12 protein-coding genes are annotated in these 17,234 nt (G+C 71.7%); 5 read left to right on the top strand and 7 right to left on the bottom strand.

The annotated features are described in order from the left end of the window. The first annotated feature begins 7 nt into the window (after window positions 1–7). From BJ971_RS37745 to BJ971_RS37735, 3 genes are all read left to right on the top strand, one after another. Window positions 8–1,258: an MFS transporter gene (locus BJ971_RS37745; protein WP_184998073.1), complete on the top strand. Its 1,251-nt coding sequence runs from the start codon at window positions 8–10 to the stop codon at window positions 1,256–1,258. Further along, window positions 1,255–2,106 (top strand): menaquinone biosynthetic enzyme MqnA/MqnD family protein, encoded by an 852-nt coding sequence (locus tag BJ971_RS37740; RefSeq protein ID WP_184998072.1) that lies wholly within the window; start codon window positions 1,255–1,257, stop codon window positions 2,104–2,106. Before BJ971_RS37745 ends, BJ971_RS37740 begins: the two co-directional genes overlap by 4 nt. A gap of 90 nt (window positions 2,107–2,196) precedes the next feature. Next, window positions 2,197–3,699, top strand: coding sequence for a COG1361 family protein (locus BJ971_RS37735; protein WP_184998071.1), 1,503 nt, complete (start codon window positions 2,197–2,199; stop codon window positions 3,697–3,699). Between the two features lie 44 nt (window positions 3,700–3,743). On the opposite strand, the gene BJ971_RS37730 is transcribed toward BJ971_RS37735, so the two are convergent. From BJ971_RS37730 to BJ971_RS37715, 4 genes are all read right to left on the bottom strand, one after another. After that, complete coding sequence (locus BJ971_RS37730) at window positions 3,744–4,988, bottom strand: glycosyltransferase family 2 protein (RefSeq protein WP_184998070.1); 1,245 nt, start codon at window positions 4,986–4,988, stop codon at window positions 3,744–3,746. After that, a complete protein-coding gene (locus BJ971_RS37725) occupies window positions 4,978–6,540 on the bottom strand; it encodes a hypothetical protein (protein ID WP_184998069.1) in 1,563 nt (520 codons plus the stop codon). The genes BJ971_RS37730 and BJ971_RS37725 overlap by 11 nt, the downstream gene beginning before the upstream one ends. Before the next feature lie 64 nt (window positions 6,541–6,604). After that, a complete protein-coding gene (locus BJ971_RS37720) occupies window positions 6,605–7,621 on the bottom strand; it encodes an alpha-hydroxy-acid oxidizing protein (protein WP_184998068.1) in 1,017 nt (338 codons plus the stop codon). Window positions 7,622–7,633: 12 nt separating this feature from the next. Continuing rightward, complete coding sequence (locus BJ971_RS37715; RefSeq protein WP_239087569.1) at window positions 7,634–8,590, bottom strand: aldo/keto reductase; 957 nt, start codon at window positions 8,588–8,590, stop codon at window positions 7,634–7,636. Between the two features lie 197 nt (window positions 8,591–8,787). Between BJ971_RS37715 and BJ971_RS37710 the strand changes: the two genes are divergently transcribed. Continuing rightward, the gene (locus tag BJ971_RS37710) at window positions 8,788–10,407 is read left to right on the top strand and encodes a beta-1,3-glucanase family protein (protein WP_184998067.1); all 1,620 of its coding nucleotides are present in this window, start codon (window positions 8,788–8,790) and stop codon (window positions 10,405–10,407) included. A 239-nt stretch (window positions 10,408–10,646) separates the two neighbouring features. Here the strand turns inward: BJ971_RS37710 and BJ971_RS37705 are convergent, their stop codons facing one another. From BJ971_RS37705 to BJ971_RS37695, 3 genes are read right to left on the bottom strand one after another with little or no spacing between them, the layout of a single operon-like run. Beyond that, entirely contained in the window at window positions 10,647–11,645 is a 999-nt protein-coding gene (locus BJ971_RS37705) for a hypothetical protein (protein ID WP_184998066.1), read from the bottom strand. 39 nt (window positions 11,646–11,684) lie between these two features. Next, window positions 11,685–12,509, bottom strand: a complete 825-nt coding sequence (locus tag BJ971_RS37700; protein ID WP_184998065.1) for an SWIM zinc finger family protein — start codon at window positions 12,507–12,509, stop codon at window positions 11,685–11,687. 1 nt (window position 12,510) lies between these two features. Further along, complete coding sequence (locus tag BJ971_RS37695) at window positions 12,511–15,582, bottom strand: DEAD/DEAH box helicase (protein WP_184998064.1); 3,072 nt, start codon at window positions 15,580–15,582, stop codon at window positions 12,511–12,513. 111 nt (window positions 15,583–15,693) lie between these two features. On the opposite strand from BJ971_RS37695, the gene mqnC reads away from it, so the two are divergent. Then, a complete protein-coding gene (mqnC, locus tag BJ971_RS37690) occupies window positions 15,694–16,935 on the top strand; it encodes a cyclic dehypoxanthinyl futalosine synthase (protein WP_184998063.1) in 1,242 nt (413 codons plus the stop codon). Window positions 16,936–17,234 lie beyond the last annotated feature (299 nt).

Below are 17,234 nucleotides of genomic sequence, written 5' to 3'. Positions count from 1 at the left end.
TCGAAATATGTCCTTCACATCTGCCGATTCGCGATGGGGCGACGTCTACCTGGCGGCGGGGGCGCGCGGCGTCTCCGTCTGCGGTGACTTCCTCGCGGCGACCGCGCTCGCGCTCGCCCTGCAATCGGCCGGCGCGGGTGGCCTGGCCGTCTCCGGGCTGCTGCTCGCCGCCGCGCTGCCCCTTGCGGTGCTGGCGCCGATCACCGGCCGGATCGCCGACCGGGTGGACAGCCGGCTGCTGCTGATCACCGCCGGGCTTGCCCAGGCCGGGATCTGCGTCGCGCTGGCCTTCGCGCACGGGACGGTGCTGATCATCGCGCTGGTCGCGTTGCTCGCCTGCGGGCTGGCGATCACCCAGCCGACCCTCGCCGCGCTGCTGCCCGCGATGGTCCGCCGGGAGGACCTGGCCCGGGCCGGCGGCATCAACCAGACCGCCGGCGTGGTCGGCATGCTGATCGCGCCGGCGCTGGCCGGCCTGCTGGTCGGCCAGTTCGGCACCCGCGTCCCGTTGCTTATCGACGCGGTCACCTACCTCGCGCTGGTCGCCGCCGGCCTGCTCATCCGCACGCGCAGGGCGCACGTGGCCCGGCCCGCGCGGGCCGCGACCGTCCCGTGGCGACTGCGCGACGACCGGCTCGTCGCCGTGATGGTCGCCGCGATCGCGGCGGTCGTCGCCGGGGTCGGCGCGATCAACGTCATCGAGGTCTTCTTCATCCGCGAGACGCTCGGCGGCTCGCCCCTGCTGTTCGGCGTGGTCGGCGCCGCCTGGGCGGCCGGAATGCTGGTCGGCTCCGGGCTCACCGCCCGGTTCGGCGGCCGGGTGACGGATCCCGCCCGGCAGGTCTACCTGTCGCTGCTGCTGGCGGCCGCCACCTGCCTGATGGTGCTGGCCGGCGCCGGCGCCTGGCACACCCTGGTGCTGGTGCCGCTCTGGCTGATCGGTGGCGTGGCCAACGGCGGCATCAACGTCTTCACCGGCGTGGTGCTTGCCGAACGGGTGCCCGAGGCGGCGCGCGGCCGGGCGTTCGCCGCCATGGGCGCGGCCGTGCAGGGCGCCGGGATGGTGGGCTACGTCGTCGGCGGTCCGCTCGTCGAACGCTTCGAGCCGCGGTCGCTGGTGGCCGCCGCGGGCCTCGCGGGCCTGGTCGCGGTGGTGTGCTGCCTGCCCGCGGTGCGGAGGGCCGGACGTGAGATAGGTCCCTTACCCCAGCAGGAAGCCCAACAGAAACCGCTCGCCCCGGATAGCGTTCCGGCATGAGCGACGTATTACGGCGGCCTCGGGTCGGGCATATCCAGTTTCTTAACTGCCTGCCGATCTACTGGGGGCTGATGCGCTCGGGTGCCCTGCTCGATGTCGACCTGCGCAAGGACACCCCGGACCGGCTCAACGCCGCCCTGGTCGCGGGCGACCTCGACATCGGCCCGATCTCGCTCGTCGAATACCTGCGCAACGCCGACGACCTGCTGCTGCTGCCGAACCTCGCGGTCGGCAGCGACGGCCCGGTGCTCTCGGTCAACCTGGTCTCGACCCGGCCCCTCGGCGAGCTTGACACGCGCCCGGTCGCGCTCGGCTCGACCTCGCGGACCGGCGTGCTGCTCGCACAGATGCTGCTCGCGGACCGCTACGGCGCCGAGCCCGAGTACTTCCGCTGCCCGCCGGACCTCACCCAGATGCTGCTCGAGGCCGACGCCGCCGTCCTGATCGGTGACCCGGCCCTGCGCGCCCTGTACGAGGCACCCGGGCTCGGCCTGCACGTCACCGACCTGGCGCAGGCCTGGAAGGAGTGGACCGGGCTGCCGATGGTCTTCGCCGTCTGGGCGGTGCGCAAGGAGTTCGCCGAGGCGAACCCCGGCGTGGTCAAGGACGTGCACGAGGCGTTCCAGCGCTCCCGCGACCTGTGCCTCGGCGAGCTGGACGCCGTCGCCGAGGCGGCCGCTCGCTGGGAGCCGTTCGACGCCGCGACGCTGGCCACCTACTTCCGGGCGCTCGACTTCTCGCTCGGCGAGCGGCAGATCGCGGGCATCCGCGAGTTCGCCCGCCGGGCCGCCGCGCGGGGCGAGGCACCCGCGCTGCCGGAGGACGGCCTGGCCTTCGCCCAGGTATAGACGGCTTTGGTCCCGGCAGGGTAGCGCCGGGCCGGGGTGTTTCCTACTCTCTGCGGACCTTCTCACCTCGGCATATCGAAGTGGTGACCAATGCGTCCGCACTCTCTCCTGGGCCGGCTCGCCCTGCCCGTCGCCATGATCGGCGTGACCGCACTCGGCACGGCCGGCCCCGCGCACGCCGAGCCGGTTCCCTCCGCACCGCAGCAGGTCGTCATCTCCGCGCCGGACCGCGTGGTCACCACCGACGGCCGGGTCAAGTTCGTGCCGGTCGTGGTCGCCAACCGCGGCCAGGCCAAGGCCGAGGGCCTGGTCATCGAGTACAACGGCGCCGGCTCGAAGGTCGACCCGAGCATCGGCTTCGTGCCCCCGGTGGCTTGCGGCGCCCACAGCTGCGCGGTCGGTGACCTCGCGCCGGGCGCCAGCCGGTCCTTCCGCTTCACGGTCGCCCCGACCGAGGAGCTGCCCGCGCTGGGCTCGAGCTTCGTGATCTCGGTGCGCGACGGCGCCGGCGTGTCCCTTTCGTCGGTCACGATCACGGTCGTGCGTGCCGAGCAGGGCGTCGATCTCGAGGTCGCGGGCATCGACGACATCAAGCTCGCGCCGGGCAGGTCCGCGCCGGTACCGGTGGCCGTGCGCAACAACGGCAACAAGGCCGTGGACAGCGTCATCATCGGATTCGGTGGCTACCCCTACGACGTGAACTTCCCGGTCAAGTACCGCAACTGCGCGCGGGTGCCGGAGATCTACGGCATGGTCTGCCTCTTCGAGCAGGCCATCGCGCCGGGCCAGGTGTTCACCGTCGACCCTTCTACGCCGCTGACCGTCGAGGCGACCATCGACGCACTCAGTCCGATCAGCCACGACCTCGCCATGTTCGCCCTGCACGGCGACGCGCTCGACCTCGGCGCCGCCGCGGTGGCGAAGAAGGCTGCGCGGAGCCGGTCCGGCGACCTGATGAAGCTGGCGCCGGCCGAGGGCGACCTGAACGAGTGGGACGACTACACCGCGTTCACCGTCGCCATCTCGGGGAACACCACGGACCTGGTCGCGCTCGGCGGCACGTTCACCGGCGAGGTCGGCGACACCAGCACGGTCAAGGTGGGCTTCCGCAACGACGGCCCGACGGTCACCCGTGATCCCCAGCCGGGCGACTTCTACCTGACGGCGAAGGTGCACACCCCGTCCGGCACGAAGTTGATCGATGTGGACGACAACTGCGTCGTCAACGCGGACGGCGAGCCGTCCTGGGGACAGGGCGGCCAGATCTCCGGCCACGACTACGTCTGCGTGCCACCCCGCCGCCTCGGCAGGGGCGAGGAGGTCCGCTTCTCCTTCACCGTGCAGATCGAGAACGGCCTCAACGAGGAGGAGGGTGTGCTGACCGTCAACGGCGGCCAGGACGACCCGAAGACCGGAAACAACACGGCGAAGATCCTGGTGAAGGTCCCCGGCGAGGGCGGGTCCGGCGGCGGCCTGCCCGTCACGGGTGCCCCGGCCGGCCTGCTGGCCGGCGGCGGCGCCCTGCTGCTGATCGGCGGGGTGACCGCCTTCGTGCTGGCCCGGCGCCGCCGGATCGTCACGGTCGCCGAATAGACCCCGACTCCGGTACGGGGCCACGCGGCCCCGTACCGGACTTCTCAGTGCTGGTCGGTGGCCGCGACCTCGCGCCGGCCGCCGGAGGACTGGCGCGGCACGGTGCGCACGAGCTTCTTGGGCAGCGGCGCCGGGCGCATGCCGCGCAGCGTGAGCAGGCTCGCGAAGAGCCCGGAGAAGACGCCGATCAGGCCGAGGGCGATGGCCGTCGCGGACGGCATCACCAGGCGGATCATGCCGCGCGGGTCGAGGGCGCCGAAGCCGGTCTGCCCCCAGTTGGTGAGCGCGACGATCGTGCCGGTCAGGCCGATCGCGACAAGCGACAGCCCGATCATGATGCAGCGCTCGAAGGTCAGCCAGCGCACCCAGCGGCTGGGTTTGTCGTCGCGGACCAGCCCCTCGAAGCGGCCGTACAGCTCGGCGAAGCCGCCGAAGAGCATCAGCTGCGCGCCGACCAGGACCGCGAGGCAGGCGTAGACCAGCGCGTTCACGTCGAACTCGATCCCGGCGATGTGCCGGGCGCCGGTGGCGAGCCGGGCGGTGCTGACCAGGCCGAGCAGGAACACCACCAGGCCGGGCCAGACCAGGGTCCGGCGCGGCGCGAAGACCAGCAGGAACCGCAGGTGGCGCCAGCCGTCGCGCCAGGTGCGCAGGTGCGGTGCCCGGCTGCGGCCGTCCGGCTGGAGCGTCGTCGGCACCTCGGCCATGTCGTAGCCGTTCAGCGAGGCCCGGACGACCAGCTCGGACGCGAACTCCATGCCGGGCATGCGCAGGTCGAGGTCGCGGATGCGGTTGCGGTCGAAGCCGCGGATGCCGCAGTGGAAGTCGCCGATGCCCTTGAGCCCGAAGAGCACCCGGCCCAGCCAGGAGAGCACCGGGTTGCCCAGGTAGCGGTGCAGGAACGGCATCGCGCCCTTGCTGATGCCGCCGCGGAACCGGTTGCCCATGACAACGTCGTGCCCGTCGCGCAGGCGCTCGATGAACGGCCCGAGCTTCGAGAGGTCGTAGGAGTCGTCGGCGTCGGCCATGATCACGTAGCGGCCGCGGGCCTCGGCGATGCCGGTGATCAGCGCGGCGCCGTAGCCCTTGCGGGGCGCGTGCACCACCCGGGCGCCGGCGCTGACGGCTATCTCCTGGGAGCCGTCGGTCGATCCGTTGTCGCTGACCAGCACCTCACCCCGGACACCCAGTTCGGCGAGCGAACGCAGCGCCTTGCGGACACAGGTTTCCAGGGTCTCCGCCTCGTTGAGGCAGGGCAGCAGGACGGTGACCTCGACGTCACTTGACATGTTCGGCGGCTGCTTTCGTTGTCTGGACGGGAATTCTGGCGATGAGGGCCGGAGTCGGCACGGTGTCCTCTGTGTCCTCTGTGTTCGGTGGTCGTTCCTTCTTCAGACGCGCGGCGGCAACGATCCGGGTGACAGCAAGCGCGATCCCCATCGGGATCAGCAGCACGGCCGGGTTCGAGTAGCGGTAATCGAACATGCTCGTGGCGACCGAGACGACGATCAGCCCGAGGCCGGCGCCGACGAAGAGCAGCGAATCGGCGGCGCCGCGCCAGCTGACGCGGCGCGGCCGGAAGACGGCCGCCAGCAGCGCGAACAGAACACCGGCGGCATACACCGGGCCGGGGGTCGTCATCGTCATCCCGTACCGGCGGAGCTGCTCGCCCTGCGGGTTCGGCACCTTGATGGTGGCCGCCGGCGCGCTGAGCGGCGAGAAGGTGTCGAGGTAGTAGGCGGCGTTGCAGGACTCGCCGGGCATCGCGGGCAGCAGCCACCGCTCCTGCGGGCACTGGTTGTAGTGCCACAGCGGCGCCTGCGGCATCAGGTGCCAGCCGGTCTCGGTCAGCACCATCTTGAGGTAGGCGCGCGGGTGTTGCTTGATCACCTCTTTGGCGAACCCGCCGATGAACTCGTCGTTGACCGTGCTGGGGTACAGCGAGTTGATCGGGCTGCTCGGATTCCAGATGTACTGGTCCGGGCGCTGCTTCCAGCGCCGCGGCGCGTTCGGCATGCAGAGGGTGCGTTGCAGGGGCGTGAGTTCGAGCCGGCGGCAGTCCGCGATCGGCATCACCCGGCCGTAGAGGAACCGGCCCTGGAACTGGCCGAACGCGTAGACCTTGTAGGTCATGTGGTACCAGACCAGGTAGCCGCCGAGGATCAGCACGACCGGCAGCAGGAACACCGCGAGCCGGGCCCAGCCGATCCGCCGCACCAGCAGGTAGAGCACGACGAGGCCGATCACGGGCAGCCCGACCGTGCGGGTGATCGCCGCGAAGCCCAGCAGCAGGCCCGCGATCGCGGCCGCGACCACGCCGATCCGATCCCGCCAGGCCAGCACGATCAGGGCGAGCGCGGTCAGCGCGAGGTAGGCGGTCTCGGCCAGCACGTAGTGCTCGAGCGTCAGCTCCCTGGCGTCCAGCGCGATCGGCACCATGGCCAGCGCGGCGAGCCACGGCTGGACGCGGCGGTGCACCAGGAACGCGTATCCGGCGAGGATCAGGCAGAGGCCGAGCACATGCTGCGCGACCGCGACGTGTTGCAGCGGGCCCGGCACGAACGGCTTGAGCAGCACCGAGTAGCCGAACGGGCGGATGTCGTAGGGCACGTTGTCGAACGCGCCGGCCACATAGGGCCGGCTGTCCGGAAAGAAGAATGCGTACGGGTACGCCCGCAGCATGAGCAGCCGCATGATGACGGCCGCGGCCAGCACCGCAAAGAGGAAGGAATGGCGCAGGAGGAAGCCGGTGGTCGTCTTAAAAGCCACATATGCCACTCGCTTGGCTGCCCAGATCAGATCTTTTCTGTCGGCGCGCAGAGCGCCGGCGATGATCGTCAAAGGTCATCCAGGACGGTGGGCTAGTAAGGCGGTCCAATTTTGGCAGGCGAACTGTTTCCGGCTGTCATCCGAAAAGATGACGGTTGATTGCAATTTGTGGACGGTGTGTGACCCGGCTCACCAATGTGTGGTCGATGTCCGCGAGCGCGGCAAGGCCCGCCTGAGCCATGGTCCGCGCCAGGTCCTCGCGGTAGAAGTCCAGGCAGTCGCGCACCCCGTCGGCGCCGCCGGTCGCCAGCGCCCACAGCAGCGGCCGGCCGATCAGCACGGCCCGCGCGCCGAGCGCCAGCGCGGTCAGCACGTCGGCGCCGTCCCGGATGCCGCCGTCGACAAGCACCGGCACCCGTCCGCCGACCGCCTCGGCGACCGGGCCGAGGGCGTGCGCGGTGGCGACCACCCGGTCCAGCTGGCGACCGCCGTGATTGGAGACGATCACGCCGGCCGCGCCGGCCGCCACGCACGCGACGGCGTCCTGCGGCCGCAGCACGCCCTTGACCAGCACGGGCCGGCCCGAGACGGCGGCGAGCCAGGAGATCGCGTCCGGGCCGAGCGCCGGATCCTGCTCGAGTTCGGGCGGCCGGCTCGCCGGCGCCAGCGGACCCGCCTCCGGTACGCCGCGCCGGGGCACGTACGGGGCGTCGGCGGTGAGCACGATCGCCCGCGCCCCGGCCGCCACCGCCCGGCGTACCTGTCGCTCGGTGACGCTGCGGTCCCGCAGCACGTAGGCCTGGTACCACCAGGGCCGGGTCAGCGGGATCTCCTCCAGCGGCCGTCCGGACCGGAAGCTGAGCACCAGCAGGGAGCCGGCCGCCTCGACGCCGCGGGCGGTCTCCGCCTCCCCCTCGGGCCGCGCGAGGGTGTGCAGGGCCGTCGGCCCGGCCAGCACCGGTCCGGCCAGGCGTGCGCCGAACAACTCGATCTCGGTGCCGACCCGCGAGACGTCCCGGAACAGCCGCGGCGCGAACCGCCAGTCACGCCACGCGGCCGCGGCCTCGTCCCGGCTGACCTGGTCGCCGATCCCGTCGCGGTAGTAGGCGAAGACGGCCGGGGGCAGGACGGTCCGGGCCGTCTCCTCGTGCATCGACGTGTCCCGTCAGTCGGCGAAGATCTGGTCGAGCGCCACCGCGTCCGCGCTGGTCAGCCGCCACGCGCCGGCCTCGGCGTTGGCGCGCACCTGCTCGGGCGTGGTGGCTCCGGCGATCACGGAGGCGACCGCGGGCTGGGCGAGCAGGCCGGCGATGGCGACGTCGAGCAGGCCGTGCCCCCGCTCCTGGCCGAACGCGGTGAGCGCCTCGATGGTGTCCCAGTCGGCGCCGTCGAGCCAGCGCTGGTAACGCTCCTGCGCGAGGCGGGTGCCCGCGGGCGGCGCCTGCCCACGGGAGTACTTGCCGCTGAGCAGTCCACTGTCCAGCGGGAAGAACGGCAGCAGGCCGAGCCCGAACCGTTCGCAGGCCGGCACGACCTCGTCCTCGACCTCGCGGTGCAGCAGGCTGTACTGGTTCTGCGCGCTGATGAACGGGGTGTGGCCCGCGGTCCGGGCCGTCCAGTCCGCGTCCGCGATCTGCCAGCCGGCGAAGTTCGAGTTGCCCAGGTAGCGGACCTTGCCGCTGCGGACCAGGTCGTCGAGCGCCGACAGCGTCTCCTCGATCGGCGTCGCCGCGTCGGGCTCGTGCATCTGGTACAGGTCGATGTAGTCGGTGCCGAGCCGGCGCAGGGAGGCCTCGACCGCGCGGACGATGTAGCCGCGGGAGCCGCGCGCGCCGCGGTCGGCGCCGTTGAGCCCCTCCATGTCCATGCCGAATTTCGTGGCCAGCACGATCTCGTCGCGGCGGCCCTTGAGGGCGGCGCCGAGGCACTCCTCGGAGGCGCCGTGCGGGGTGCCGTAGATGTCGGCGGTGTCGAAGAGGGTGATCCCCGCGTCGAACGCCGCGTCGACGACCGCCCGAGTGCCGTCGACGTCCAGCTTGCGGCCGAAGTTGTTGCAGCCGATGCCCACGACCGACACGACCAGTCCCGAGGTGCCGAGCCGGCGGAAACTCATCTCACTCATGATCCGACCCTAGCCCGGGCCTGTGTCGGAAATAATCTGGTAACACATCAGCCGGTTTCTATTGACACACCGAGTTAACTATTCGAGGCTGTGAGAGCGCTCTCTGGGCGCACCGCACCCCGTCTCCAACCCTGCGGCGAGTCTCCCCAGCACGCCGCGGGGCTTCCCCCGTACCCGCTGCGCCCCGAGGAGTCCTCGTGCGTACCAGATCCAAACTCCTGCATGTGCTGGCCGCGTTCGCGGTGGCAGTGCCGGTTGCGGCCGTGTCGGCCGCAGCGCCGGCCCAGGCCATCGGCCCGGCCGTGCTACCGGTCACCGTCACCAACAACACCGGCCGAGGCGACGCCGTCTACCTGTACGTCATCGGCATCAACCTCAACACCAACCGCCTCGGATACGTGAACCAGGGCGGCACCTTCACACCCTGGCCGGCCGGTGGGCTACCGCCGACGCCCGCACCCGACGTGGCGATCGGCGGACCCGGCAACGGCGGCGCGACGACCGTCAACTTCCCGCGTGGCTTCTCCGGCCGCGTCTACTTCTCGCTCGGCGAGAAGCTCAAGTTCTTCCTGACGCCGGACGGCCTGGTCCAGCCGGCGCCGTGGGCCAGCGGCGACGCCAACTACAACATTCTGTTCGACTGGAGCGAGTTCACATACAACGACGCCGGCCTGTGGCTCAACAGCTCGCAGGTCGACATGTTCTCCGTGCCGCACGCGGTCACCGTCACGGGCGCCTCCGGCGCGACGAAGAAGACCGGCGAGCCCGTGAACAACGGCCGTAACAACGTGATCAACGCGATCAAGGCGCAGTCGGGCTGGGCCAACACGGTCTACACCCGCTCCGACGGGACCGTGCTGCGTGCCCTGGCGCCGGGCAAGGCCGCGGGCGCGGGGCTGCTCAGCGCCAACTACCTGGACTCGTACATCACGTCGGCGTGGAACGCGTACACCACTAAGACGCTGACGGTCGTGCCGTTCGGGGACCAGCCGAACACCAAGTACTTCGGCCGCACGTCGGGCAACGTCATGAACTTCACGAACAGCGCCGGTACCCGGGTGGCGTCGTTCAACAAGCCGTCGTCGGCGAGCGTCTGGGGCTGCGACGGCGACCTGCCGGCCCCGAACGACCTGGTGGTCGGCCCGATCTCGCGGACGCTCTGCGCGGCGCTGAACCGCGGCACGCTGGGCACCATCGACACCCAGCCGAGCACGAACGCGGCGCAGTTCTACCAGAACAGCCCGACGAACCAGTACGCGAAGATCATCCACCAGAACATGGCGGACGGTAAGGCGTACGCGTTCGCCTTCGACGACGTCGGCGCGTTCGAGTCGCTGGTGCACGACGGCGACCCCCGCTCCGCGGGCCTGATCCTGACCCCGTTCGGCTCGGGCGGCACGACCACGCCGCCGCCTTCCACGGGCGGACCCGCGACACAGATCAACGGGCCGGGCGGCAAGTGCGTGGACGTGGCCGGAAACGACACGGGCGCCAATGGCGCGGCCGTTCAGCTGTGGGCGTGCCAAGGGCCTGCTGTTTCGAAGGACCAGCAGTGGAGCTGGGACGGCCAGACCCTGCGGACGTTGGGCCGGTGCCTCGACGTCAACGGCGCGGGTACGGCCAACGGCACGTTGGTGCAGCTCTGGGACTGCAACGGCAGCGGCGCACAGAACTGGGTCCAGGAGGGCAACCGGTTGCGCAACCCGAACTCCAACAGGTGCCTGGACTCCCCGTCAGGCTCGACAGCGGACGGCGCGCGACTGCAGATCTGGGACTGCAACGGATCGGCCGCACAGTACTTCGTGAAGGCCGCGTGACAGCCGGCCGAGGGGCACGCTGACGGTCAGGGCGCGGGAGCGGACAGGCTCCCGCGCCCTTTCCGCGCGTTCCGGGATACGCGGCCAGCGCCCGCTACCAGGAGGGCGAGACGCCGCAGTCGTCGACCGGCCTTCAGGCGCACCTCTGGGACTGCGTCGGCGCGGCGAACCAGAAGTGGCACAGGTGACCGGAACGAACTGAGGAGGCGGCGGGCCACCGGGCCCGCCGCCTCCTGCCGTCAGGCGTTCCGGCGGATCAGGAAGCGGGCGCCGGCGCCGGTCACGAGCAGGGCCAGGCCGATGAGCGCGAGCGTGGTGGTCGACGGGCCGGTGATCGGCAGCGACGGCTCGCCGCCCCCGGTGCCGCCGGTCGGTGTCGGCGTGGGCGAGGGCTTCAGGTCGGCCCGGTAGGCCGCGTCGTTGTTGCTCTTGTCGGTGTCCGGCGCCACCGGGAGGACGGTCGAGAGGATCTCCAGGCCACCGGCGTCGTATTTGGTGACCTTGAAGTGCGCGGTGAACTCGACGGTCGCGCCGGCCTCGATCATGGCGAAGTCGCAGCTCATCGTGCCCCGGATCGGCTTGCACTCGGTGGGCCAGCTGCTGTGGGTGACGCTGGACGGGCTGTACCTCACGTACAGCTGCGCGGGCGAGCCGTAGCGGCTGTCGTTGCGCACCGTGAACTTCGCGTCGAACTCGGCGCCGACCGGCCAGGGGCCCGGCGGCGCGCTGATGGCGGCGGACATGTCGCCCGGCCCCGGCACGAAGAACTTCCAGGTGCCGACGTTGTTCGACAGGTCGGGGTCCGGGATCTCCGTGTTGATCGTGGTCTTGACGGTGATGTACTCGCCGGCCGGCAGGTCGTCGGCGAGGTCCGCGGTCACGAACCAGGTGGCGTTGAGCGCCGGCCGCTCGTCGACCGGGTCCTGGGTAGTGCACGTCACGACCCTCTTGGAGGCGTCCGGCACGCACGGGCCGGCGGCGTAGTCGTTCTCCGCGCTGCGGAACGTGACGCCCCCCGGAAGCTCCAGCACGACCGTCCGGTGCTGTGCGACGGTCGACGGGTAGTACGACGCCGCCATCACCAGGTTGATGTGGCCGCCCGGCGCGAGGTCGCCCTGGCGGTCCTCCTCGACGAACAGGGTCTCGTCGTGGCTCGCCGGCGGCGCCGCCGCGACCGGGCTGATCAGAAGGACGCCGAGGACGGCGCCCAGGGCCGCCGCCGCACCGAGCCTGGTCATGTCCGTACCTCCGCATCGGGTGGACGGACGTTAGCGCACTTACGACCCGGCGGCGAGGTCCCGGTACGCCGGGCGGAGCACGTCGACAAGCGGGATGTGCCGGACCCGGACCTGCGGTGAGTCCAGCACCCGCAGCAGCAGCTCCGGCGGGACGCTGACCCGGCCGGGGCGCTCCCGGAGGCGGCCGAGCGAGATGGCCGGCGTGTAGAAGTCGCCGAGCCGGGACTCCAGCGGCGCCTCCTCGACCGAGAGGGGGTCGAGGGTCTCGACGGGCTCGGGCAGGCCGCGCAGCGCCGCCAGCAGCTCCGCGCGGTCGCGGCCACGCCAGGCCAGCACCAGGAACGGGTCGTCGTCGAACGCCTCCGCCAGCACGTACAGCACGGCGGAGGCGTGCTTGCAGGGCTTGCCCCAGTCCGGGCACGAGCAGTCCATGTCCAGCCTGGCCGGGAAGAGCGGCAGCCCCAGCTCGTCGAAGAGGTCGACGAGCTCGTGCGGCATGTCGCCGGCGAGCAGCGCGGCGCGGTACAGGGCCTGCGAGCCGAGCGCGGCGAGGATCCGCGTCCACTGTGGCTCGTCGAACGCCGGAATGCCGATGGTGACCCGGTAGGGCTCCGGCCGCGAACCCTGCACGCGCCCGGCGACCCGGCCCGGTGTCAGCTCGAAGTCGACGACCTGGCCCTTGCGGGCGTACGCCCGGCCGCGCGCCAGCCGGCCGCCGTCGCAGGTGCGTTCGAGGATGTCGACGAAGCGGCGCGACCACCACTGCTCGCCGATCTTGCCGCGCTTGGCGCGCACGGCGATGCCCCCGTCCACGCGGATCGGCCCGCTGGTCTCGAACCAGCGGCCATCGGGATCGACGGGCATGTCAGCTCACCGCCGCGGTGTCGAGCGAGAAGAGCTCCCGCAGCTGGTCGGTGTCGAGGTCGGTCACCCAGTCCTCGCCGGTGCCGACGGCCGCGGACGCCAGCGCCTTCTTGCGCTCGATCATCGCGTCGATCTTCTCCTCGAGGGTGCCGGTGCAGATGAACTTGCGCACCTGCACATTGCGCGACTGCCCGATGCGGAACGCGCGGTCGGTGGCCTGGTCCTCGACCGCGGGGTTCCACCAGCGGTCGACGTGGATTACGTGGTTGGCGGCCGTCAGGTTGAGGCCCGTGCCGGCCGCCTTGAGGGACAGCAGGAAGAGCAGCGGCTCGGTGTCGTTCTGGAAGCGGTCGACCAGTTCGTCGCGCCGGGCCTTGTTGAGTCCACCGTGGAGCCACAGCACCGGCCGGTCGAGGTGTGCCGCCAGGTAGGGCTGCAACATGGTGCCGAACTCCGCGTACTGGGTGAAGATCAGCGCCTTGTCGCCGTCCTCGATGATCTCCTCGGTCAGCTCCTCGAGCCGGGCCAGCTTGCCGGACCGGCCCGGCAGCCGGGAGCCGTCCTTGAGCAGGTGGGCGGGGTGGTTGCAGACCTGCTTGAGCTTGGTCATCGCGGCGATCACGTTGCCGCGCCGCTGGATGCCCTCGCTGTTGTCGATGACGGCCATCATGTCCTCGACCACGGCCTGGTAGAGCGTCGCCTGCTCGGCGGTGAGCGTGCACCAGACCTTCATCTCGTTCTTCTCCGGCAGGTCCGAGATGATCGACTTGTCGGTCTTGAGGCGGCGCAGCACGAACGGGCCGGTGGCGCGCTTGAGGGCGGCCGTCGCGTCGGCGTCGCCGCGCACCTCGATCGGCTCCTGGAACCGGCGCCGGAACCGCTTCGCCGGCCCGAGCAGGCCCGGATTGCAGAACTCCATGATGGACCACAGCTCGGCGAGGTGGTTCTCCACGGGCGTGCCGGTCAGCGCGAGCCGGGTGCGCGCCGGGATGGCCCGGACGGCCTGCGCCTGCCGGGTGCCGCTGTTCTTGATCGCCTGCGCCTCGTCGCACGCGATCCGTCCCCAATGGACCTCGCGCAGGGCGTCGAGGTCGCGCAGCGCCGTGCCGTAGGTGGTGATGACCAGGTCGGAGGCGGCGACCGCTTCGCGGAAGTCGTCCTCGCGCTTGCGGGCGCCGCCGTGATGGACGTGCACCCGCAGGGCGGGCGCGAAGCGGGCCGCCTCCTTCTGCCAGTTGCTGACCAGCGACATCGGGCAGACCAGCAGGGTCGGCGCGACGGCGGCACCGGGGTCCGAGCGCTCGGCGAGCAGCAGCGACAATGTCTGCGCCGTCTTGCCGAGGCCCATGTCGTCGGCCAGGATGCCGCCCAGCCCGAGCCGCGCCAGGAAGTGCAGCCAGGACAGACCCCGCTCCTGGTACGGCCGCAGCGTGCCCTGGAAGCCGGCCGGCGTCGGCACCGGCGTCAGCCGCTCCGCTGCCTGGCCCGAGATCAGGTCGCCGAGCGCGCCGTCCGCGTCCACCTCGACGAGCGGCAGGTCCTCCTCGCCGCCGTCGACCACCTGCTGGAGCACCTCGGCCGCGGTGAGCTCGCCCTCGCGGCGCCGGCCGACGGCCTTCAGCGCGGCCTTGAGCTGGCGGTCGTCCAGCTCGACCCATTGGCCGCGCACCCGGACCAGCGGCACCTTGAGGCGGGCCAGCTCGGCCAGCTCCTCGGCGCTGACCGTGCCCTCGCCGATCACCAGGTCGATGCGGAAGTCGACGAGCTGGTCGAGGCCGAATCCGGAGTCGGCGGCGGCCTTGCCGGACGGGGTCTTGGCGCGGGTCCGGGTGGTCAGCTTCAGCCCGACCGCCTTGCGCCCCGCCCAGGCCGGCAGCTGGACCCCGAAGCCGGCCGCCTGCAACAGGGGAGCGGAGGTGCGGAGGAACTCGTGCGCCTCGCCCGTGCTCAGCGACATCCCCTCGGGCTGCGCCTGCAACAGGGCCTCGTGCAGCGCGGGGAACAACCGGACCGCGCGGCCCAGCCCGGCGAGCAGGGTCTCGTCGGGCCTGGCCGGCAGGCCGGGCATCCGGGTGCCGGACCAGAGGTCGGCGGCGGGCAGGTAGAGGCTGGGGTCGTCGGCGGACTGGAGGGCGAAGTCCAGCGCCCAGTCGTCCTCGCCGACCGGCGGCTCGGCCAGCCGGAAGCTGACCCGGATCGGGCCGTTTGCCTCGTGCGCCGCCCGCAGCCAGCCGAGCAGCGGCGTGGCGAGGGCGGCGACGTCGGCGGGCCGGGACTGGGGCAGCGCGGGGTCGGCGGCGGTGAGCGCGGCGATCCAGCGGTCGGGCAGGGGAGCCTTCGGGCCGGGCCGCATGCCGACCATCAGCCGCTCGGGCAGCAGCGCCCGCGCGGCGGCGTCGACGAGCACCTCGACCGCGTCCCGCAGCGTCCGCCCGACCCCGGCGCCCCCCGATGCCTCCTGGTCCGCGGCGCCGCCGGTCGACGCCGCGCGGCAGACCGGCGGCATCGCGGTGGCGAAGTCCCGGTAGGACGCGGCGTCGGCGCCGGTGAGCACCGGCCGCCAGCGCGCGGCCGGTACGCCAGACTCCGTCACCAGCTGGGGCAGCATCCGCCCGCGGCGGGCGAGGTCGCAGGCGTGCCCGGCCAGCACGCACAGGTAGCGCAGCGACGCCGCCGCGCTCCACGGACCCTCCGGATCCGGCTCGGCGAGCGCGCCCAGCGCCGCCAGCGCGCTCTCGGCGGGCAGGACCAGCGCCGGCGTCTCCCAGGTGCCGAGCCGGGCGCCCCGGCCCGGCACCTCGCTGCCCGTCTCCGGCGACGGGAGCGGGCCCTTCGCGGTGCCCGGCAGGTGCAGGGTCACCGCGGCGCCGGCCGCCTTGGCCAGGGCGTCGCGAAGCTCGTCCGACGAGCCGGTCAGGGCGGCGATCAGCGCCTCGGCCGGCACGGCGAAGGGGTGCGGGCGGCGACGGGCCCGCGAGGAGGTGGTCAGCGGGAGCGCGGGATCCTCGGCCCAGAGGGCGAGCCGCCCGGGCGCGGCCTCACCGGCGATCCACACGCCATGCACTACGAGCACTGGCACTCCGATTTCCGATCGACCTGTCGAGGTTAACGATGTGGCGCCTGGGGCGGGACCAGTGACCCGCGCCGCTGACGCCCGGACCAGGTGGCACGTAGGCTTCGGGGCGTGACGGCGAATCAGGAGATCGACAGCATCCTGCAGCGCGGTGCCGACGGCGGGCGGATCACGCCCGAGGAGGCGCTGCTGCTCTACACCGACGCGCCCTTCCACGCCCTCGGCGAGGCGGCGGACGCGGTCCGGCGCCGGCGTCACCCGGACGGGATCGTCACCTACCTGATCGACCGCAACATCAACTACACGAACGTGTGCGTCACGGCCTGCAAGTTCTGCGCCTTCTACCGGGCGCCGAAGCACGCCGAGGGCTGGTCGCACCCGATGGAGGAGATCCTGCACCGCTGCGCCGAGGCGGTCGATCTCGGCGCGACGCAGGTGATGCTCCAGGGCGGTCACCACCCCGACTACGGCGTGGAGTACTACGAGAACCTCTTCTCCTCGGTCAAGCAGGCCTACCCGCAGCTGATGATCCACTCGATCGGCCCGAGCGAGATCCTGCACATGGCGAAGGTCTCCGGCGTCTCGATCGAGGAGGCGGTCCTCCGGATCAAGGCGGCCGGCCTCGACTCCATCGCCGGCGCGGGCGCCGAGATGCTGCCGGACCGGCCGCGCAAGGCGATCGCCCCGCTCAAGGAGTCGGGCGCGCGCTGGCTCGAGGTCATGGCCGTCGCGCACCGCAACGGCCTGAGCTCCACCGCCACCATGATGATGGGCACCGGCGAGACCAACGCCGAGCGCATCGAGCACATCCGGATGATCCGCGAGGTGCAGGATCTGGCCGTGGCGAACGGCTACGTCGACTCGGCCGTCGAGGCCGAGGGCAGCGTCGGCGGCTTCCGGGCGTTCATCCCGTGGACCTACCAGCCGGAGAACAACCACCTCAAGGGCCGCACCCAGGCGACGACCCTGGAATACCTGCGCTTCATCGCGGTCTCCCGGCTGTTCTTCGACAACGTCGCGCACCTTCAGGCGTCGTGGCTGACCACCGGCAAGGACGTCGGCCAGCTCGCCCTGCACCTTGGTGTCGACGACCTCGGCTCGATCATGCTCGAGGAGAACGTGATCTCCTCCGCGGGCGCGCGGCACCGGTCGAACCTGCACGAGCTGATCTGGATGATCCGCACGGCGGGCCGCATCCCGGCGCAGCGCGACACCCTCTACCGGCACCTCGCGGTGCACGCGACCGAGGCCGACGACCCGACGGATGAGCGCGTGGTCTCGCACTTCTCGTCGATCGCGCTGCCCGGCGGCGGCGCCACGCGCACCCAGCTTCCGCTCGTGGACGCCTCCTAGCCCGTACCTCCCGGAACTGAGGGGTGTCGATGGGCCGTACGACCGTCCGGATCGGCCGATCGGTCAGGTGAGGCTCAGCGGAGCGTGCAGGTGAGGATTGCTCCTCGGTAACGAGCTGCGCGTGTCCCTGGCCAGGCGTGTTTGCGCTGTTACGTTGCCTGCGTAACACCGCAACTCTGAAGCGTCGCCACGACTCATGACCGTCGGCGGCGGGGTCGGACCCGACCGATGGCGGTCGTATATATAACGCACCAAGGCGCGGGCGGGATGGGTGACCATCCCGCCCGCTCTGCGTGTGT

Origin of the sequence: Amorphoplanes digitatis, assembly GCF_014205335.1 — a bacterium.
Classification (GTDB): Bacteria; Actinomycetota; Actinomycetes; order Mycobacteriales; family Micromonosporaceae; genus Actinoplanes; species Actinoplanes digitatus.
The sequence above is the reverse complement of the archived record's forward strand: the minus strand, read 5'-3'. Positions and strand labels throughout refer to the sequence as shown.